Genomic DNA, 20,999 nt, shown 5'->3' with positions numbered 1-20,999 from the left:
CTATTTTTAGTCGGTGCCAGCTTTCAGTTAAATGGGGCTCACCGCCAGCTTACTGACTTTTGGTCAGGTATCGTTTGGTTTAGGCAATGCTGTAGGTCTCCTACTCTCAGGAATTTCGTTAGGCTTCTTACGAGCTAACCACCCAACTTTTGGTTACGTGCCTCAAGGTGCCTTAAACATGGTCAAAGATTTAGGCCTAATGTTCTTTATGGTGGGAATAGGCTTGAGTGCAGGCGGGAAAATGTTTGAACACCTTGCCGAATTTGGCCCACAAGTGATTGGCCTTTCGTTCTTGGTCAGCGTTGTTCCGGTAGCTCTTGCTTACCTCGTGGGCGCTTATATATTAAAGATGAACAGAGCACTGCTGTTTGGCGCTATCATAGGGGCTCGAACCTGCGCCCCAGCCATGGACATAGTAAACGATTATACAAAGTCGACTATTCCGGCACTTGGCTACGCCGGCACCTATGCGATTGCGAATATATTAATGACATTAGCTGGTACCGTACTGATTATACTGAGCTGAAGTTTCAGACCCAAAAAAAGCTTCCAACCGGAAGCTTTGTTTTATATTTAGCTAAGCGGCCTTAAATAGGCGAGAAATCGCTTTTCAGCCTGTTTAAAGCACCAAATAATAATAAAGGTCAGACACATATAGAAAAGGCCAGCAGTCAGAAACGACTCAAAAGGGGCGTAGTAGCGAGAATTAACAAGGCGAGCCGCTCCGGTCAAATCCACTATGGTCACAATACCAGCAACTGCACTGCCATGAAGCATAAAGATCACTTCGTTACTGTATGCTGGCAGAGCACGGCGCAAGGCACTGGGTAGAATGATGCGACGATACGTCATTAGCGTACTCATTCCATATGCTTTTGCCGCTTCCACTTCCTCTTTAGGTAGCCCGTTTATCGCACCTCGAATTATTTCTGCGGTATATGCAGAAGTATTGAGGACAAAAGCCACAAGAGCACAGAACCATGCATTTTCCCAAAGAGTATCTTTGACAGGAAAAAACTGATCCATACCGTAATAAATGAGATAAAGCTGAACTAAAAGTGGAGTGCCACGAAAAAAGTAGATAAAAGCCCAACTTGGCCCTTTGAACAAGTAGTGAGTACTATTACGAGCGATGCCTAATGGGATCGCAACAAATAGACCAATAATAAGAGAAGCAGCCACCAGCCAAGTCGTGGTCCACAGTCCCCCGAGATAAATTGGTAAACTTTCGATGATCAGTGAAAAATCCATCAACTACCTCGCGTGGATACTGAATTTATGTTCAACAAGTTTGAGTAACCCCGTCGAGACACTGGTAAAAAATAGGAAGATGACAGCAACTGTCATGTAAAAGGTAAATGGCATTTTTGTTGAACCAGCAGCTAGTGAACTCATACGAACCATGTCTTCCAACCCAATAATCGAGACAAGTGCTGTAGTTTTAAGAAGTACCAACCAGTTGTTTCCAAAACCAGGTAAAGCATGACGAATCATTTGTGGTAACAAAATACGACGAAAGGCGAGTGCCGAACTCATACCATATGCTTTAGCAGCTTCCAATTCCCCTCTATCGACCGCCATGATGGCACCACGAAACGTTTCCGCCATATAGGCGCCGAAAATAAACCCAATGGTAAGAACACCAGCTATAAATGGGCTTACGTCGATATAGTCGGGTAAATATGAGGTCCACTCATGACTAGGGTCACTTGCACTACACCATTCATTTAGCCATTCGTTGATTGAATACAAACTATTGTTGAGTAATATTTGCCCACCGAAGAATATTAACATCATTAATACAAGATCAGGGATACCGCGAATAACAGTGGTGTATAACGTCGCAATCGCTCTCGCCCAGCGATAAGGTGCCATCTTTGCCAAAGCCCCCAACATCCCTAGCACCATCGCAAGCAACAAAGAGAGCAGCGCGACTTCAATAGTCACTATGGCCCCTTTCAATATAGAGGCTTCGTATCCTTGTAAATCCAACATAGGTAAGTTCCTAAGCTCTGGGGTTTAAATCGTTAGTTAATCTAAATAACAGTTGAAATGAAAAAGACCGCTGACCTCCCCCAGAAAGCACATCAGCGGACCTTTTAGACAAGATTACTGCCCGTACACATCGTAGTCGAAGTACTTAGCAGCAATCTTTTGGTATTCACCTTTTTCACGAAGTGATGCAATCGCTTCATCTAACTTTTCAGTCAAATCTTTGTCTTGTTTACGTACTGCAATACCAAAACCTTCGCCAAACCATTTAGGATCTGTCAGTGAAGGCCCAACAAACTCGTACGCATCACCACCCGCTTTGTTTAGTACACCTTCCTCAAGAGCAGAAGCATCACCTAAAACAGCAACAACTCGACCATTCGCTAAGTCAAGATAAGCTTCATCAAATGAGCCGTAACGGACAATTTCTACTTTATCACCATAATTATCAGTTAGATACTTATCATGAGTAGTCGCTCTTTGTACTGCAATTTTTTGCCCATCTAATTTATCAAAATCTAGATTAGCCCCTTTTTTGGCAATAAATTTATTCGGGATAAGAGCGTATTTTCCTGTAAAATCTACTTTCTTCTTTCGCTCTTCTGTAATCGACATGGCGGCAATGATTGCATCATATTTACGGGCTAATAGTGATGGAATAATGCCATCCCAATCTTGGGCAACAATTTTACATTTCACTTCCATTTCTTTACATAGAGCATTAGCCATATCAACATCAAAGCCTTTCAAAGAGCCATCCGCTTCTGTCCAGCTAAATGGAGGGTAAGCCCCTTCAATCCCAAAGCGAACCGTCTTCCAATCTTTCGCTTGAACAAGCCCTGTCACTGCGGTCGCAGCCAAAGCCGCCACTACTAACCACTTTTTCATTTCATACTCCTTTAATTATGATTTCTTAATATTTGCAGAATCTGTTGCAAAAATGACAACAGACTCAATAGATAGATGAGATAAATTGCTGTAAACGCTCTGAATCTGGGTTAGTGAAGAGCTTAGCAGGCTCACCCTGCTCTTCCACTAGACCTTGATGTAAGAACATGACGTGGTTAGAAACATCGCGTGCAAATGCCATTTCGTGCGTTACAACTAGCATTGTCCTGCCTTCTTCAGCAAGATCTCGCATTACACCAAGCACTTCACCAACTAGCTCCGGATCAAGCGCTGACGTGGGTTCATCAAACAACATCACTTCGGGATCAACGGCAAGTGCTCTGGCTATTGCTGCTCGCTGTTGCTGGCCTCCTGAGAGGTGACCTGGGTAATAATCTTTCCTCTCATAAAGGCCGACTTTTTTCAGAAGTAGCTCAGCATTCTCTCTAGCTTGAGCTTTAGGAACACCAAGTACGTGAACAGGTGCTTCAATAACATTTTCAAGCACCGTCATATGAGACCAAAGGTTAAAGCCTTGGAACACCATAGCCAATCGGGAACGTATACGCTGTACTTGTTTTTCATTCGAAGGAGCGGTTTCACCTTGGCGATTGGTTTTCATTTGGATCAACTCTCCATTAACCCAAATTTCTCCTTGAGTTGGCGTTTCTAAAAGATTTATACACCTTAGGAAAGTGCTTTTGCCTGAACCAGATGAACCAATGATGGAAATCACGTCACCTTTGTGAGCTTGAAGAGAAATTCCCTTTAGCACCTCATTGTGGCCAAATGTTTTATGCAGTTCCTTTATATTTAGCGCGGCTGCATCATTCATGCGCTCATTACTCCCTGTTTTATTATCGCTTATCCAAACAAAGAAGCTTGGCACTGAAAAGGCTAAGTTCGAGCCTTATCTCGCTACAAACTAGCACCGCACCGCTTAACATGCAACAAATCATTAACCATCAAAAAATGAATTGATAATCCAATCTTATAGATTAAAATGCAAAAAAAACCTTACTAAAAAGCCATTATTTGCATAAAAGAAAAAAACACCAGAACCATGGGCGGGCAATGGAAATTAACATTTTTGTAAAAAAACCGGAACCATCTCAACAATTTAATCAATAGAGAAATGCGTTGCACAATTGGTTGCTCAACGGTTCTCATCAGTTTGAAAGTCACTTTCATTTTTCAGTTCTTAATTCCCTAAACCATGTGCGATGTAGTTAACTTTCATATCTATTTATAAGGTGATCTAAATCAATCTCCCTCTCAGTGTTGCGGTTTACACTCACGCAAAAGATAAAATTCTCAATAAGAGATAAGTCTTTCTCTGTTGTGGGCCAGCAATTTTTTGTGGCCTCAGAAAATCAGTTAAGTGTGCTTGTGAATTCACACATTACGCTCCCTTAACTACAAATACTCTCTATGCTAAATATGAGGAATCTATGTCAGACGCAGTCAAAACATCGCATTCTGATTCGGATATCGAAGATAAAAGCTATCGTGATCTCCACCGTCCAGCCTCTCAGTTCAAGTGTCGCTCAGACTACTTAGACCACGAGCTACAAATAATGAAACCCCGACGTTTCGGCTTGAACTTACCCTTGCGAGATTTCAGGTTTGAACTTGAAGACCTTGTGCCCGCTCTAGCAGGAACATTGGGTATTATCGCCATGTATTCAGCGGTAATGATGTCTTGGGCTGAAGGACTCACCGCTGCTTGGGACCACGTTAACTTAGGCAAAGATTTTGCCATCGAGGTCTCGCGAGTTGAGATGCTTATTCCAGCGTTTTTATTCTGCATATTGGCTTCAGGAATAATGAATCCCAAAGCAAACTTGGCAGGCAATCATGGTCCTATGATCCCACTGATTGGAACCATTGCTCTCGCCGGTGCCCACCCTCTAGCCTTAGCCATTTTAATCGGTGTATTTGGCCTACTGCTCAGTTTCTTCAAGGGTGGTTCTAAATTGGTCAACCTAACTTCGGAAGGAACAGCGGGGGGCTTACTTATTTTTCTCGGTCTAACCGGTACCATGAGCCAGATTAACGCCATCCAAGATTGGGCAGTGGGACTTCAATCTCCATCTATTGCCGCTGGCAGTATGGGTTATGTAGGCTTAGTAGTGCTAGGCATTACTATTTCTTTATACGCGTTATTAGCAAAACTTAACAAACGATGGCTCGCGATACCTGTTTGCGCCTTCACTGGCTTAGCCGTTGCGCTAACATTTGGGGCTGGTTTTGACATAGAGTTTGTTACTGAACCGGGCCTGCCTAATCTAAACCCAGCTTATTGGTGGGGCAATACAGAAGAAGGGTGGATGCTTGGCCTGCCAAACGCCGAGCACTTTATTGCATCCTTGCCTTTTGCAATTTTAGCTGTCGCCATGTGGTCACCTGATTTCCTTGGTCATCGAATTTTCCAAGAATTAAATTACCCTAAGAAAACCGAAAAAGTACTCATGGATGTTGATGACACTATGACCATGTGTTCGGTTCGTCAAATGGTCGGCACAGCGATAGGCGGTGGTAACATTACTTCATCTTGGGGAACCTATATGATCCCTGCTGCCATTGCCAAACGCCCAATCCCCGCAGGCTCAATTCTTCTTGGTCTACTTGTGATGCTTATCGCTATCCTCGGGTTTCCAATGGATATTGCAGTATGGCCCCCTGTTATGCGCGTCGCTCTGTTAGTTGGTGTATCTCTTCCACTTTTAGAGGCAGGCATGCAGATGGTCAAAGACTGCAAAGACTCACAAGCTGCAGGAATTTGTATCTTTGGCTCTGCGATTGTCAACCCTGTTTTAGCGTGGGCACTGACTATGCTTCTCGATAACAATGGCCTAATTGGCGATAAAGAGCGAGCAATGCGTTTATCCTTTGTCGATAAAATCATTATTCCAGTCGGCGTATTGGTTATCTGCTTAGCCGCCATGCTCGCAGTAGGCATGCTTGAAGGTCAGTATGGTATTCAGGCTTGGCTATAACCCACCTTCTGCTCAGGGCAACATAATTGTTGCCCTAATTTTTATTTAAAAAGTTTATCGTTTATTGATTTAGTTTAAGGTTTGCAGTTTATTTTAAATTATTGTAGATCTCGAAGGCAGAAAACATTCACGAGTAGCAATATCTATGGTGAGACTGGATCTGGAAAACTTTAGCCCACTATACATATTGTTATTCAAAAATAGAGTGTCGTTCTTGTATTAGAACTCTGGTTGGCTCAACGGCCAGATAGTGCTCGTTTAAATTAATAAGGTAGGTATGTCATGGCAGAGCAATTTGCTAAAGCTTGGGAAGGTTTTGCTGAAGGTGATTGGCAAAATGAAGTCAACGTTCGTAGTTTCATTCAAAACAACTATACACCTTATGAAGGCGACGAATCTTTTCTAGTATCGGAAGGGACAGAGGCCACAAACGCCTTATGGTCCAAAGTCATGGAAGGAATCAAGCAGGAAAACGCAACCCATGCACCTGTCGACTTTGATACCTCCGTCATTTCAACCATTACTTCACATCAAGCTGGCTACATCAACAAGGACTTAGAGACCATTGTTGGCCTACAAACTGAAGCCCCCCTAAAACGCGCCATCATTCCTAATGGCGGTATTCGCATGGTGGAAGGCTCGTGCAAGGCTTACGATCGCGAACTCGATCCTCAAGTTAAAAAGATATTTACTGAATACCGTAAGACACATAACGCAGGTGTTTTCGATATATATACTCCTGACATCTTAAAATGTCGAAAATCAGGCGTACTTACTGGTCTTCCTGATGCTTATGGTCGAGGACGCATTATCGGTGACTATCGCCGCGTCGCACTTTACGGTATCGACTACCTAATGAAAGATAAATTGGCCCAGTTTGCTTCGCTGCAAGAGCGCTTCGAAAACGGTGATGATGTACAAATGACGATGCAACTTCGCGAAGAAATCGCAGAGCAGCATCGTGCCCTTAGCCAAATGAAAGTGATGGCGGAGTCTTATGGCTTTGATATCTCTCGTCCGGCAGAAACAGCCCAAGAAGCGATTCAATGGACTTACTTTGGTTACTTAGCTGCGGTTAAGTCACAAAACGGCGCGGCTATGTCTCTGGGCCGTACCTCTACCTTCCTAGATATCTACATTGAACGTGACATTGCTGCGGGCAAGATTGATGAAATCAAAGCTCAGGAGATGATTGATCACTTTGTCATGAAGTTACGCATGGTGCGTTTCCTTCGTACACCTGAATATGATGATCTTTTCTCTGGCGACCCTATCTGGGCAACAGAGTCTATGGGTGGTATGGGGCTAGATGGTCGTACACTTGTAACCCGGACTAACTTTCGATTCCTCAATAGTTTATATACTATGGGTCCATCACCTGAGCCAAATATTACCGTACTTTGGTCTGAGCAATTACCTGACGGATTTAAACGATTCTGTGCCAAGGTTTCTATCGATACGTCTTCTATTCAGTACGAGAACGATGACCTGATGCGCCCAGACTTTGACTCAGATGACTATGCTATTGCTTGTTGTGTGTCACCTATGGTGATTGGTAAACACATGCAATTCTTTGGTGCCCGTGCCAACCTTGCAAAGACTCTACTGTATGTGATCAATGGTGGTGTCGATGAAAAACTTAAGATCCAAGTTGGTCCAGAGATGCCTAAGATGACAGACGAAGTTCTTAACTTTGACAGTATTTGGGAAAAACTAGACCTGTTTATGGACTGGCTCGCTAAGCAATACGTTACAGCGCTAAATAGCATTCATTTCATGCATGACAAGTACAGCTATGAAGCCGCCCTTATGGCCCTTCATGACAGAGATGTTCGCCGTACTATGGCTTGTGGTATCGCAGGATTATCTGTGGCGGCAGACTCTTTATCAGCTATCAAATACGCCAATGTAAAACCCGTTCGAGATGAAGATGGCATTGCCATTGACTTCGAAATCGAAGGAGACTATCCGAAATTTGGTAACAACGATGCGCGCGTTGATGACATTGCCTGTGAATTAGTCGAAGTGTTTATGAACAAAATTCGCTCACTAAAAACTTACCGCAATGCTATCCCAACTCAGTCTATCCTGACGATTACCTCTAATGTCGTATACGGTAAAAAGACAGGTAATACACCAGATGGACGCCGTGCAGGTGCACCATTTGCTCCCGGAGCCAACCCTATGCATGGTAGAGACGAGAAAGGTGCGGTTGCTTCCTTAACGTCTGTGGGCAAATTGCCTTTTGCTCATGCAAAAGATGGCATTTCATATACTTTCTCAATCGTACCCAATGCTTTGGGTAAAGAAGAGGGGTCACAAAGAGCAAACTTGGCCGGTCTTATGGATGGTTATTTTCACCATGAAGCAGGGATTGAAGGCGGTCAGCACCTCAATGTTAATGTTTTGAACAGAGACACTCTTGAAGATGCGGTGAAACACCCAGAGAAATATCCGCAACTGACGATCCGCGTATCAGGCTATGCCGTTCGTTTTAATTCTCTAACAGCTGAGCAACAGCAAGATGTCATAGCAAGAACGTTTACCGAGTCTTTGTAAAAACTTGCTAATCCTATGACTTAAAGCCCCATTTCGGGGCTTTTTTACTCAATCAAATTATCCCCACTTCCTTGATCTCTTTAGCAAATAAGAGACACGTTGCACAAATGTCTATCCCAATCATCGATTAATCCAGGCTATCCTGTACTATCAAGACTCTTATTAAATTATGAGCAAGCCAATGAAAATCAAAAGCATTCTTTTTATCCCTCTCCTGCTGATTTCATCTCTCTGCCTTGCATCGGAAAAATCTACGTTAGCATTTACTATCGATAATGATGGCATCTTCGGTGTGGACAAAGATTATACTAGTGGGCTATTTCTGACCTATTCCACAGGGGCGATTACGCCTTATGCTATTTTCAGCCCTCTTAGCCTGTCATACTGGGGCGGTACATCATTAGATAAATTAGAATTTCTCATTGGCCACAAGATGTATACCCCTTCCGATATAGAGGCCACAACACCACAAATCAATGACCGGCCTTATGCCGGATACTTTCACGGCGAGTTTAACTATATCAGCTTACATCCGCAGCAAGCCCAAAGATTTAATCTCACCATAGGAGCTACGGGTGAAGATTCATTAGCAGAAGAGTCTCAAGACATCGTTCATGGCATTGTAGGATCGGATGAGCCCAGAGGATGGGTTTATCAGGTTGATGAAGGGTACGTCGGCAGTGTAGGGTATTTGACTCATATTAACCTATGGCGAGATAACGCAATAGCTAATACAGACTGGGAAGTATCTAGTGTTTCAGAGGTCAATTTGGGCAACTTTCGTAGTGATATATCAACGGGATTGATGTTTCGCTGGGGAGCAGATCTCGCTGGCAGCATGGGAGCAGCGAACATAGATAATGAAAATCCGTTCCGTGCTAGCATGCTAGGCGCTTCAAAGTCAGGATGGTTCGTGTATGGTGGTATTGAAGCAAGGTACAGATTTAATGATGCTACTATTGAAGGTTCTCGTCCCGGTGTAGATACCTATGCAAACCTAAATGGACATAACACTAATATTTATGATGTCATACTAAAAGAAGACCAAGCGACGGCTGTTGCTGGAATAGCTTGGTATAACGACCATTTTGGTGCCACTGCCACTGCCACTGTAAAAACACCAGATTATGAAGAAGCAGATAAATCTGTCTACAGCTCGGGCAGCTTATCACTGTATGCTTTTTTCTAAATTGTAAATTTCTGGCAGTCACTGTTTAGGCTGCCAGCCCTCTCCTCAACGACTTGACTAACAGAACGTAACTGCTCATTATTTTGTTCCAACTCTTTCATCGCACTAGAGATTTGAGTCATGCTATCAGCCATTGACTGACTGGTCGTCACTAACTCCTTAATTGAAGCAAAAATCACATCAGTCTGATGAGAGGCATCATCCGCTTTTTCCGTAATCGTACGCATCGCCTGCATGGCCTCATGTCCTTTTTCTTGCCCTGTTTTCATCGAAGTTTCCGAACGACCTATATATTGAATGACCTCGGCACTCTCTTTCTTCATTGTGTCTATGGTCTCAGAAATTTCAGCGACTGCATCCACTGTTCTCACCGCAAGGCTGCGTACTTCATCAGCAACAACAGCAAAGCCACGTCCTTGCTCACCAGCCCTGGCTGCTTCTATCGCTGCATTCAATGCAAGTAAGTTAGTTTGCTCGGCAATACCGTTAATAATGTCCATAACAGAGTCAACTTTGGACGATGCTTCCTCTAGTTGCTGAATATGCCCCGCAGCAGAAGTTAGTATGCTACCCACTTCTTCTAAAGACCCAATTGCAGCTTCTATAATACGTGCTCCATTCTCTGCAGACTGAGTGGAACTATGGCTAATTTCAGCCACCAGCTCCAAAGATCCTGAGACTTCTTGGGTGGTGGCACTGACCTCTTCGGTCGCAGAGGCCAGAAGCTCGGTTTGCCCTAGTACTTCTGATTGATGGTGTGCTAATAGATCTAAACCTTTATTCAATTCGGCCGCATTCCCCGATAGAGCTTCACTGTTCGCTTGCACCCCCGATACGAGTTCACCCAAGTTCTCACATGTTTCATTTATGCTCGATGCCAGTCGATTAAACTCATCGTTGGGGTTTTTAGTCAAGGCCATACGCTTAGATAAGTCCCCTTCTGACAAATTATGCAAAATCTCTCGAGTCTTGGCTAACGAACGAGAAAGCGAGCTACTTTGCATGATAAAGATCGATATGGTGAACACTGCCAATACAATACACGCCACCATAATTGACCATATCGTTTGACCTGAAGAGTTTTCCGCTGAAGATTGATACTGAGCACTGATGGTACCAAGCTCACCAGTAGCAGCAGCAATAATGGTTTTAAGCTGCATTTTTGTAGAAATAAGCTGCTGCTCAACACTACCCAGTTGTTTTGAAAGCTCACTTACTCTTTTAAAGGTAGCTTTATACTGTTCGATTTCTTTTTCGTAGAGATCCAGCATCGCATACACATTGGACATGCTTTCAAATGCGCCCATGGCGCGATTAAACAGCTTAAGATTTTTCTCATTAGGTTGAAGCAAATAGTTTTGCTGGGATTTTACCATCGCCTGAAAATCTGAATTGAGCGTCACCATGCCCGTCTCTGCAATTTTCTGTTCAATGGTAGTGGCGAGTTGCTTAAGTTCTCCTAATTTCCCTTCTTCGATATTGAACCCCAACTCCTGCTTGAGCCCTAACCAAGGGCTTACTGCGGCCTCAAAATCACCAATACTCGTTGCTAATTCAGTAGCATAGCTCTTCAAATCTAGAGTATTTAAGAAGGACAAGTCGTTGTTAACGGCAGCAACGATATCAGAGATGTCCTCTTTCGCTTTTGCTACTTGAGAGCCTTGCAAATTATCTAACTCACTACTCAAAGTAAGAATTTTGCTTTGAGTTTGGTATATCGAAATCGACCCAGACGATATATCACCACTACGATGATACTGCTCACTCATATAAGTCAGTCGAGAAGAAGTAAACACCGCTAGCGTAATAAAACCTATAGTTAGCACCATTAGAAACAAGGTGACTTTTTGTTTCTGAGAAAGCGCAAGTATATTCATAGAACATCCTTTTACATCAGTTGATGTATTCCAAACTTGCCTAGCCTACTTGTATACAAATAGTTATAAAATCGCACATTGAGTGATATTTTCTTTAACTATATTTTAGTCTATGTGGCGCTTTTTTTATTGGCTACTATAAACTTAGCTTTATCCCCCCAAAAACCTATATTAACCCTACTTTTTGTAATAAAATAACGAAAAATAATTCGCTAGAGAAGTATCTATGTCAACGATTGGTCGTATCCATTCTTTCGAATCTTGTGGAACAGTCGACGGACCCGGAATTCGTTTTATCGTGTTTATGCAAGGATGCTTAATGCGATGTATGTATTGTCACAATAGAGATACTTGGGATACTCACACAGGTAAAGAAATAACTGTTGAAGAAACAATCAACGAAGCAAAGAGTTATCGCCATTTTATGAATGCGTCTGGTGGTGGAGTTACCTGCTCTGGTGGAGAAGCCATGCTGCAACCGGAATTTGTGCGAGATTTTTTTCGTGCTGCTAAGGCAGAAGGTATTCACACTTGCCTAGATACTAACGGCTATATTCGTAAGCATAGCCAAGTAATTGATGACGTACTCGAAGCAACGGATCTAGTAATGCTAGATCTAAAACATATCAATGATGATGTACATCATGATTTTATTGGTGTCTCAAATAAACGTACGCTAGATTTCGCTCGATACCTGCAAAAAATTGGACAAAAGACATGGATCCGTTATGTTGTCGTACCTGGCTACACTGATAGCGAAGAGGATGCTCATCTTCTGGGAAGGTTTATCCAAGATATGGACAACGTAGAAAAAGTGGAGTTACTGCCGTACCATAAGTTGGGCGCACATAAATGGGAGGCTTTAGGCTTAGAATACCCTCTTGAAGATGTGGAACCGCCATCTAAGCAAACTATGGATAATATAGTCTCAGTTATTGAACAATATCACTCTAACGTAAAATACTGATTCCCAAACACTGCTATTTCATCAACAATACCAGCCCTATCTGGACTGGTATTCTAACTGAATTAGTTTGCAACTATCAGAGCTGTGCTTCCTAACAATTATTCTGCTCTCTATTAAATGGGTTTGGGAAGATATTTCCTTAAACTTAATACCTAAGCTGCGTCTTGAATTGAGTTTCCAGCATATTACATGTGGCGCTATTGTGCTTTTAGGTCTCTTATGGTCAACCCAAGCCAGTGTAAAAGACAATCTAACCATTCATTTTTTAGCACTCACTTCTTTAACCCTTATGTATGGCTGGCGAAGCGCTTGTGGCCTCACCATTGTGATTGCAATATCACTCAGTTTTTTCGGTCAAATTGAACCTTATAAGTTACCCAGCTATATTGTTTTATCATGCTTTTTACCCGTAATGATCAGCTACAGTATTTTCTTGCTTAGCTACTCATATCTACCAAGAAATATTTTTGTGTTTATTTTTGTAGCCGGCTTCTTTAACGGAGCCTTCACGGGCAGCCTACATCTTTTAATGAATGCAATTTATCTGCTATCTATTGGAGCTTACGACTGGGCAACCATATCAGATAATTATCTAATATTTCTTCCCTTACTTGCATTTCCTGAAGGCCTCCTAAATGGTATGACAGTAGCCATTTTAGTCGTCTTTAAGCCAGAGTGGCTGCGTGTATTTTCCGACCGAGATTATATCTACAATCATTACCGAGATAAGTAGCCTGTAGAACGCCATAAATTCCCTACTTTTTGATAGAAAACATGTGTTGAGATCATATTTATATCATTACCTAATCGATAAGCTGAACGTAGTGCAAAATTTATCAGACTTTGAAGGAAAGATTATGGAAATGACCAATGCTCAGCGTTTGATTCTGTCAAACCAATACCAGTTGATGTCACAGCTAGACCCAGATAACAAAGCCAAATATTCTCGGCTCAAGAATATAGTAGAGCGAGGCTACGCTCTTCATATGCGCGAGCTAGACAAGAACTTCGGTGCTCTCGACGAGCTAGAATGTAGAAAAACTATCGATGTGATGGAAATGTTCCACGCGATGCAAGAGTCATACAAGGGGCTAGCACTAGAAGCCCAAAACAAGATTGAACCAAGGCGTCTTACCTTCCTTGGGTTTGATATGGCTACCGAATCACAGTACGTTCACTATGTTCGCTTTCTAATTTCTTCAGAAGGTGCGTATCCAAGCTTTGATCAAACTCATCAATTTAACGCTCAGATGCCAATGTTAGACAAATATCATCGGATGTTAGAAGTGTGGCGGACATGTCCACGCCAGTATCACTTGTGTGATAATGAAATTAAACAAATACTAAATGCCTAAATTACTGAGCGCTGCCGCTCGGCAGCTCTCCATCTCTACAAGCCCACTTTCAAACAATTTCAAAAACTAACAAATTCATCAATCAGTTCTTTACCATAAGACGGATTTTGCCACATCTTAATAACCTCACTTTAAGCAAGTGGTCAAACATCACAATTTGCAAATAAATACATATTTTTTAAGCAAAATTCTAAAAACCAACTAATCTTTACTATGAAGGGATTTGTTTTTTTCTATGCGGGTTGATTGTCTGTAAAGGCAGGTTCAGAGGGGAAGTCATTATGAGTATTTTCGACCATTACCAATCACGCTATGAAGCAGCCAAGGATGAAGAGTTATCTTTGCAAGATTTCTTGGCGCTTTGTAAAGATGATAAAAGTGCTTACGCTAATGCAGCAGAGCGTCTACTGATGGCTATTGGGGAACCAGAATTAATTGATACAGCACAAGACCCTTGCCTAAGCAGAATTTTCTCTAACCGAGTGATTTCTCGGTACGAAACATTTAAAGATTTTTATGGCATGGAAGAAGCAATAGAGCAAATTGTATCTTACCTCAAGCATGCTGCTCAAGGTCTTGAAGAACGCAAGCAGATTATTTATCTGCTTGGTCCAGTCGGTGGTGGTAAATCATCACTAGCAGAAAAGCTAAAAGCACTCATGCAGCAAGTGCCAATTTATGTACTCTCTGCAAATGGAGAACGAAGCCCTGTTAATGATCATCCATTCTGCCTATTTGATGTCACTGAAGATGGAGATCTACTAAAACGTGAATACGATATTGAAAAGCGCTATCTTCGCTCAATCATGTCGCCTTGGGCGGCTAAGAGACTTCATGAATTTGGTGGCGATATCACCAAGTTTAAGGTGGTCAAAGTAAGACCATCCATTTTAGACCAAGTTGCTATCGCAAAAACCGAACCTGGAGATGAAAATAACCAAGATATTTCATCGCTTGTTGGCAAAGTCGATATCCGTCAATTAGAGCATTACTCACAAGATGATCCAGACGCCTATAGCTACTCAGGTGCACTCTGCCGAGCTAACCAAGGCTTGATGGAGTTTGTGGAAATGTTTAAAGCGCCAATTAAAGTGCTTCACCCTCTACTTACTGCGACACAAGAAGGTAACTATAACGGTACAGAAGGCCTATCAGCACTTCCGTTCGACGGTATGATCCTTGCCCACTCCAATGAATCTGAGTGGCAAACATTCCGTAACAACAAGAACAATGAAGCTTTCTTGGACCGCGTATACATAGTTAAAGTCCCTTATTGTCTTCGAGTTTCTGAAGAGATCAAAATCTATCAGAAACTGCTCGATCACTCAGAACTTGCTAAAGCTCCATGTTCTCCAAGTACTCTAGAGTTGCTATCTCAATTCAGCATTCTTTCTAGACTCAAAGATCCAGAGAACTCTTCCATCTTCTCCAAAATGCGCGTTTATGATGGAGAAACATTGAAAGATACGGATCCTAAAGCAAAAAGCTATCAAGAGTATCGAGACTTCGCTGGCGTAGACGAAGGTATGTCCGGTCTGTCAACGCGCTTTGCGTTCAAAATTCTTTCTCGCGTTTTCAACTTCGACCAAACTGAAGTTGCTGCAAACCCTGTGCATCTCTTCTATGTTATTGAGCAGCAAATTGAACGTGAGCAATTCCCACAAGAAACTGCCGAGAAGTACTTAGAATTTCTTAAAGGGTATTTGGTGCCAAGATACGTTGAGTTTATTGGCAAAGAAATTCAAACGGCCTACTTGGAATCTTATTCAGAATACGGGCAAAACATATTTGACAGGTATGTCACTTACGCGGACTTCTGGATCCAAGATCAAGAGTATCGCGATCCAGAAACAGGTCAGCTATTTGATCGATCCGCTCTTAACAACGAACTAGAAAAAATCGAAAAAACCGCAGGTATCAGCAATCCTAAAGATTTCCGTAATGAGATCGTTAACTTTGTACTTAGAGCGCGCGCAAGCAACAACGGACAGAACCCTGTTTGGACCAGCTACGAAAAACTCCGTACGGTTATTGAGAAGAAAATGTTCTCAAATACAGAGGAACTGCTGCCCGTTATTTCCTTTAATGCCAAAACATCTTCTGAAGATCAGAAGAAACATGATGACTTCGTGGCTCGTATGATGGAGAAAGGCTATACCGAAAAACAGGTTCGCCTATTGTCAGAATGGTACTTACGAGTACGCAAATCGTCTTGATGGCTAGGAAGCGTTTCCTCTTTAAGAGAGGAATACGGCCAATGAATTAGCAGCCAGACTTAACATCTGGCTGTGTATTGGATGAGAACATACTCTCATTATGAGTGTGTAAGATACGAGGGATGACTCATGGCGCAATTTATTGACCGACGACTGAACGGCAAAAATAAAAGCGCGGTAAACCGCCAACGATTTTTGCGTCGTCATAAAGAACAAATCAAAGAATCTGTTGCAGACGCCGTCAACCGCCGCTCAATTACTAATACTGAAACTGGCGAAGACGTTGCAATTCCTCACAAAGACATCAAAGAACCTATTTTTCATCAAGGTAAAGGGGGCGTAAAAGAACGTGTTCATCCCGGTAACGACCAATTCATAACTGGAGATAAAATAGAGCGCCCTAAAGGGGGAGGTCAAGGTGGTTCAGGTGAGGGCGACGCTAGCCCAGATGGTGAAGGCCAAGACGAATTTGTATTCCAAATATCCAAAGATGAATATCTAGATATTTTATTCGAAGACCTCGAATTACCAAACTTAGAAAAAAACCAGATCAACAAGATCACAGAGTGGAAAACTCATAGAGCGGGTTATCAAACTGCGGGGGTGCCTGCAAATATAGCGATTGTGAAATCGCTGCAGCAGTCTCTTGCGCGCCGAACGGCAATGACGGCTGGCAAAAAACGTATGCTTAGAGAACTTGAGGAAGAACTAGACCAAGTTAAGATGAGCGAACCAGCCCAACTACTTGAGGAAAAAAGACTCAAAAAAGAAATCAAGGATCTTCGCAAGCGCATCGATACGGTTCCCTTCATTGACACCTTTGATCTGAGATTTAAAAACTATGAGCGTAGACCTATCCCTTCGAGTCAAGCAGTTATGTTCTGCTTGATGGATGTTTCTGGCTCTATGGACCAAGCTACCAAAGATATTGCCAAACGCTTTTATGTCCTACTCTACCTGTTCTTAACAAGGACTTATGAAAACGTCGAAGTAGTATTCATTCGCCACCATACTCAAGCAAAAGAAGTGGATGAGCATGAGTTTTTCTATTCACAAGAAACTGGTGGCACCATAGTGTCTAGTGCACTGAAATTGATGAAAGAAATTGTCGCAGACCGCTACCCTGTCGGTGAATGGAACATTTATGCGGCGCAAGCGTCAGATGGCGATAACTGGGCAGATGATTCGCCAAGATGCCGCGAATTACTCACCAAAAACTTATTACCTAACTGCCAATACTACTCTTACATAGAAATTACTCGCCGCTCTCATCAGACTTTGTGGCATGAATATGAAAAACTGGAAGATGCTTTCGATAACTTTGCAATGAAAAATATTCGAAGCGTAGAGGATATTTTCCCCGTATTCCGAGAGCTTTTCAGAAAAGAAACGGCTTAGGGAGGTTATGATGGCAACGAAAACCAAAAAAGCGACTAAGAAGAAAACTCTGCCAGACGGCCCAGATTGGACCTTTGATATACTTGACCGATATCATGTGGAAATTAAGCGTGTTGCAGACCACTACCATTTAGATACCTATCCGAATCAAATTGAGGTCATCACTTCAGAGCAAATGATGGATGCCTATTCAAGCATCGGCATGCCAATTAATTATAATCACTGGTCATTCGGTAAAAAATTCATTCAAACAGAACAAGGATACAAACATGGGCAAATGGGGTTAGCCTACGAAATCGTGATTAACTCAGATCCTTGTATCGCCTATTTGATGGAAGAAAATACCGTGACCATGCAAGCACTTGTAATGGCTCATGCATGTTATGGACATAACTCCTTCTTTAAAGGTAACTACTTATTTCAAACCTGGACAGACGCGAGTTCAATTATCGATTACCTTCTGTTTGCTAAAAACTATATTGCAGAATGCGAGCAAAAGTACGGGGTTAAAGAAGTCGAAGAGTTGCTGGACTCTTGCCATGCACTGATGAACTTCGGAGTAGACCGCTACAAACGCCCCGAGAAGATTTCTATCGCGGAAGAGAAAATGCGCCAAGAAGAACGTGAGACTTACCTACAATCTCAAGTAAACGATCTTTGGCGTACTGTACCTAAAGGTAAGGTAGAACAAGAGGAATCCAAGGTACGCTTCCCCTCAGAGCCACAAGAAAATATCCTCTATTTTATCGAAAAGCATGCACCGCTTTTGGAGTCATGGCAGAGAGAAATTGTCCGCATTGTGCGTAAAATTAGTCAATACTTTTACCCACAAAAACAAACTCAGGTCATGAATGAAGGCTGGGCAACATTCTGGCATTACACTATTCTTAATCATTTATATGATGAAGGATTAGTAACAGATCGCTTCATATTAGAGTTCCTTCATAGCCACACCAGTGTGGTTGCACAGCCCGCCTATAATAGCCCGTATTTCAGCGGCATTAACCCTTACGCTCTCGGCTTTGCAATGTTCCGCGATATACGACGGATTTGTGAAGAACCCACTGACGAAGATAGAGAGTGGTTCCCTGAACTGGTAGATACAGACTGGCTTGAAGCCGTACACTTTGCGATGAAAAACTTCAAAGATGAAAGCTTTATTAGCCAGTATTTATCACCTAAGTTGATGCGAGAGTTCAAGTTGTTCGCAATCACTGATGATGACAGGAAAAACTATATCGAAGTCACAGCGATACACAATGACTTAGGCTATAGAGATATTAGAGAGAAGCTCGCAGGACAATATAACCTAAGTAGTCTTGAGCCTAATATTCAAGTCTTTAACGTCGATGTTCGGGGAGATAGATCGCTTACCCTCCAATATGTACCGCATGATCGGATCCCTCTCGATGAGAGCTATGAAGAAGTCCTTAAGCATCTATATCGCTTATGGGGTTTTGATGTGATTCTGGAAGAAGTTAAAGAGTCAGGACGAAGAGAAATTCTTACGACTTGCCCAAAAAGAAATGAATATGATGGACAAATATAAACTCTTTAAAATCTAATAAAAAGGGAGCACATTTACAATGCGCTCCCTTTTTTCATTATCTTATCACGCAATGCACGTAGATAAATAAAGCTAGATCGTTTTCACTATTCGGCGAACAACTTCTAGGTCTTCTGGTGTATCTACACCAGCTGGTGGAACCTGCTTAGCAATCTCCACGTGAATTTTCTCACCATACCAAAGCACTCTAAGCTGCTCTAGGCTTTCAATTTTCTCTAACGCTGTTGGCTGCCAATTAATATAGGTATTGATAAAACCAGCTCGATAAGCATAAATACCAATATGCCTCATTAATGGCTGAACTATCGCCTTATCAGCATTTGCAAAGTTATCACGATCCCAAGGGATGGTAGCGCGACTAAAATAGAGCGCATAGCCTTCACTATCTGTAACTACTTTGACCGAATTGGGGTTAAAAATCTCATCCTGATGGGATATTTCCACCGCTAACGTTGCCATCGGAGCCTGACTATTCGCCAAATTATTCGCGACTTGAGCAATAGTCACTGGTGGGATCAAAGGCTCATCACCCTGCACATTAACAATCACTTGATTGTCATCTATACCCATTGTTTGAATCACTTCAGCTAAACGCTCTGTCCCTGATTGATGGTCAGATGACGTCATACATACTAACCCACCAAACGCTTTAACTGCCGTTTCTACTCGTTTATCGTCAGTCGCAACAATAACCGTCTCTGCTCCAGACTGAATTGCCTGTTCATACACCCACTGGATCATTGGTTTTCCAGCGATATCAGCAAGCGGCTTACCAGGTAAGCGTGAGGAGTCGTACCTAGCAGGAATGATGACTGTAAAGGCCATTACCTTCCCTCTTCCATACTCATTTGGCGCGCTTCTGGTTCCAATAAAACCGGAATACCTTCTTTTATCGGATAAGCCAAGCGATCTAACTTACAAATCAATTCTTGTTTATCTTTATCGAATGTCAGTTTTCCTTTGCAAACTGGACATGCAACTATCTCAAGCAGTCGATGATCCATACTGTTCCTTAACCTCTTTAATTTTACTTATAATACGCGCTTCATCTTGGTGACAGAATGTAGCCGTTACAGGGAGATACCACCAATTTTCTTCAGCATAATCACCACACTTGACCGCATCTTTTTCTGTCATTATGAGATGCTGTCCTTGAGATGCTAAAGTTTTTAGCTCACAGGGATCGAAGTCTTGATGATCAGAAAACCCTTGGGTTAACACTGGCTGGGCACCTAAGCTTTTTAACGTATCAAAAAAGCGGGGGGGATGACCAATACCCGCGATAGCAACAAGTGACTCTAATTGACTGACAGGTGCCTTGAAGTTAGTTTTCAAATTAACCGCTAGGCTGGGTGTTAAGCTCATCATCATTTCACCAGCTTTTGCTTCACCACCATTAGCTACGATAAAGTTGACTTCTGATAGTCGAGAAGTCGACTCTCGTAGAGGCCCCAGAGGCATAAGATGGCGATTACCAAAGCGGCGGTGCCCATCTACCACCACCAACTCAATATCGCGCTCTAGAGCGTAGTGTTGCAGGCCATCATCTGTAACAACAATGTCTACACCTAGAGATAGAAGTGCTTTTACTGCATCACTGCGTTTGGGAGAAACCGCAACTGGAGCTCCTGTTCGCTGAAAGATGAGCTTAGGTTCATCTCCACAATCTTTAGTCGAGGTCTGTCCTTCAACTACTAAGGGATAATGAGGTGCCTTTGCACCATAACCGCGTGAAACGACACCTGGTTTATACCCTTGAGCTTGAAGCTGCTCAATCAGCCAAATGACAACAGGCGTTTTGCCATTTCCACCAACCGTAATGTTCCCAACAACAATTACTGGAATAGGCGCTCGGTAACTGGCTCTTTTCCCGGATAAGAAGTCATTGCGCCGCCTGCGGCTAAAAAAGCCAAAAAGGCGACTAAGTGGCCAAAGTAATGGCCACACTATATAAAAAAGGGGTGATCTACCAAACCAGATTTTTTGAATCAT

17 protein-coding genes and 1 pseudogene are annotated in these 20,999 nt (G+C 42.5%); 10 read left to right on the top strand and 8 right to left on the bottom strand.

Annotated features, from left to right (window positions below):
• Nucleotides 1–52: 52 nt before the first annotated feature.
• Nucleotides 53–526 (top strand): annotated as a pseudogene (locus AAFM34_RS11560) (transporter); the annotation flags it as partial.
• A 47-nt stretch (nucleotides 527–573) separates the two neighbouring features.
• On the opposite strand, the gene AAFM34_RS11555 reads toward AAFM34_RS11560, so the two are convergent.
• From AAFM34_RS11555 to AAFM34_RS11540, 4 genes are all read right to left on the bottom strand, one after another.
• On the bottom strand, nucleotides 574–1,251 hold the full coding sequence (locus AAFM34_RS11555; RefSeq protein ID WP_341662987.1) for an ABC transporter permease: 678 nt from the start codon (nucleotides 1,249–1,251) through the stop codon (nucleotides 574–576).
• 3 nt (nucleotides 1,252–1,254) lie between these two features.
• Complete coding sequence (locus AAFM34_RS11550; protein ID WP_341662985.1) at nucleotides 1,255–1,995, bottom strand: ABC transporter permease; 741 nt, start codon at nucleotides 1,993–1,995, stop codon at nucleotides 1,255–1,257.
• A gap of 114 nt (nucleotides 1,996–2,109) precedes the next feature.
• A complete protein-coding gene (locus tag AAFM34_RS11545) occupies nucleotides 2,110–2,880 on the bottom strand; it encodes an ABC transporter substrate-binding protein (RefSeq protein WP_341662983.1) in 771 nt (256 codons plus the stop codon).
• 64 nt (nucleotides 2,881–2,944) lie between these two features.
• Nucleotides 2,945–3,715, bottom strand: a complete 771-nt coding sequence (locus AAFM34_RS11540; protein ID WP_341662980.1) for an ABC transporter ATP-binding protein — start codon at nucleotides 3,713–3,715, stop codon at nucleotides 2,945–2,947.
• 616 nt (nucleotides 3,716–4,331) lie between these two features.
• On the opposite strand from AAFM34_RS11540, the gene AAFM34_RS11535 reads away from it, so the two are divergent.
• From AAFM34_RS11535 to AAFM34_RS11525, 3 genes are all read left to right on the top strand, one after another.
• The gene (locus AAFM34_RS11535) at nucleotides 4,332–5,879 is read left to right on the top strand and encodes a DUF3360 family protein (protein ID WP_341662977.1); all 1,548 of its coding nucleotides are present in this window, start codon (nucleotides 4,332–4,334) and stop codon (nucleotides 5,877–5,879) included.
• Nucleotides 5,880–6,161: 282 nt separating this feature from the next.
• Nucleotides 6,162–8,438: a formate C-acetyltransferase gene (gene pflB / locus AAFM34_RS11530; RefSeq protein WP_341662975.1), complete on the top strand. Its 2,277-nt coding sequence runs from the start codon at nucleotides 6,162–6,164 to the stop codon at nucleotides 8,436–8,438.
• Nucleotides 8,439–8,625: 187 nt separating this feature from the next.
• Nucleotides 8,626–9,627 carry a lipid A deacylase LpxR family protein gene (locus AAFM34_RS11525; protein WP_341662989.1) on the top strand — a complete coding sequence of 334 codons (1,002 nt, stop codon included), beginning with the start codon at nucleotides 8,626–8,628 and terminating at the stop codon, nucleotides 9,625–9,627.
• Here AAFM34_RS11525 and AAFM34_RS11520 read toward each other — a convergent pair.
• Nucleotides 9,624–11,504, bottom strand: coding sequence for a methyl-accepting chemotaxis protein (locus AAFM34_RS11520; protein ID WP_341662973.1), 1,881 nt, complete (start codon nucleotides 11,502–11,504; stop codon nucleotides 9,624–9,626). The genes AAFM34_RS11525 and AAFM34_RS11520 overlap by 4 nt on opposite strands.
• 226 nt (nucleotides 11,505–11,730) lie before the next feature.
• On the opposite strand from AAFM34_RS11520, the gene pflA reads away from it, so the two are divergent.
• The 6 genes from pflA (at nucleotide 11,731) to AAFM34_RS11490 (ending at nucleotide 18,989) form a co-directional block, all read left to right on the top strand.
• Nucleotides 11,731–12,471 (top strand): pyruvate formate lyase 1-activating protein, encoded by a 741-nt coding sequence (gene pflA, locus AAFM34_RS11515; protein ID WP_341662971.1) that lies wholly within the window; start codon nucleotides 11,731–11,733, stop codon nucleotides 12,469–12,471.
• A gap of 67 nt (nucleotides 12,472–12,538) precedes the next feature.
• Entirely contained in the window at nucleotides 12,539–13,204 is a 666-nt protein-coding gene (locus AAFM34_RS11510) for an energy-coupling factor ABC transporter permease (protein ID WP_341662969.1), read from the top strand.
• Nucleotides 13,205–13,328: 124 nt separating this feature from the next.
• Nucleotides 13,329–13,826: a YfbU family protein gene (locus tag AAFM34_RS11505; protein ID WP_341662967.1), complete on the top strand. Its 498-nt coding sequence runs from the start codon at nucleotides 13,329–13,331 to the stop codon at nucleotides 13,824–13,826.
• A 281-nt stretch (nucleotides 13,827–14,107) separates the two neighbouring features.
• Entirely contained in the window at nucleotides 14,108–16,042 is a 1,935-nt protein-coding gene (locus AAFM34_RS11500) for a PrkA family serine protein kinase (protein ID WP_341662965.1), read from the top strand.
• Between the two features lie 129 nt (nucleotides 16,043–16,171).
• Nucleotides 16,172–17,440: a YeaH/YhbH family protein gene (locus AAFM34_RS11495; RefSeq protein WP_341662963.1), complete on the top strand. Its 1,269-nt coding sequence runs from the start codon at nucleotides 16,172–16,174 to the stop codon at nucleotides 17,438–17,440.
• Nucleotides 17,441–17,450: 10 nt separating this feature from the next.
• The gene (locus AAFM34_RS11490) at nucleotides 17,451–18,989 is read left to right on the top strand and encodes a SpoVR family protein (RefSeq protein ID WP_341662961.1); all 1,539 of its coding nucleotides are present in this window, start codon (nucleotides 17,451–17,453) and stop codon (nucleotides 18,987–18,989) included.
• Between the two features lie 90 nt (nucleotides 18,990–19,079).
• Here AAFM34_RS11490 and kdsB read toward each other — a convergent pair whose 3' ends face one another.
• Genes kdsB through lpxK form a run of 3 tightly spaced genes read right to left on the bottom strand, consistent with a single transcriptional unit; the run spans nucleotide 19,080 to nucleotide 20,999 of the window.
• On the bottom strand, nucleotides 19,080–19,832 hold the full coding sequence (kdsB, locus tag AAFM34_RS11485; protein ID WP_341662959.1) for a 3-deoxy-manno-octulosonate cytidylyltransferase: 753 nt from the start codon (nucleotides 19,830–19,832) through the stop codon (nucleotides 19,080–19,082).
• Complete coding sequence (locus AAFM34_RS11480) at nucleotides 19,832–20,011, bottom strand: Trm112 family protein (protein WP_006075338.1); 180 nt, start codon at nucleotides 20,009–20,011, stop codon at nucleotides 19,832–19,834. Before AAFM34_RS11480 ends, kdsB begins: the two co-directional genes overlap by 1 nt.
• Nucleotides 19,992–20,999, bottom strand: a complete 1,008-nt coding sequence (gene lpxK, locus AAFM34_RS11475; protein ID WP_341662952.1) for a tetraacyldisaccharide 4'-kinase — start codon at nucleotides 20,997–20,999, stop codon at nucleotides 19,992–19,994. The genes AAFM34_RS11480 and lpxK overlap by 20 nt, the downstream gene beginning before the upstream one ends.

This window comes from Vibrio sp. (genome assembly GCF_038138445.1).
Taxonomy (GTDB): Bacteria; Pseudomonadota; Gammaproteobacteria; order Enterobacterales; family Vibrionaceae; genus Vibrio.
This window is presented reverse-complemented; position numbering and strand designations above follow the sequence as displayed.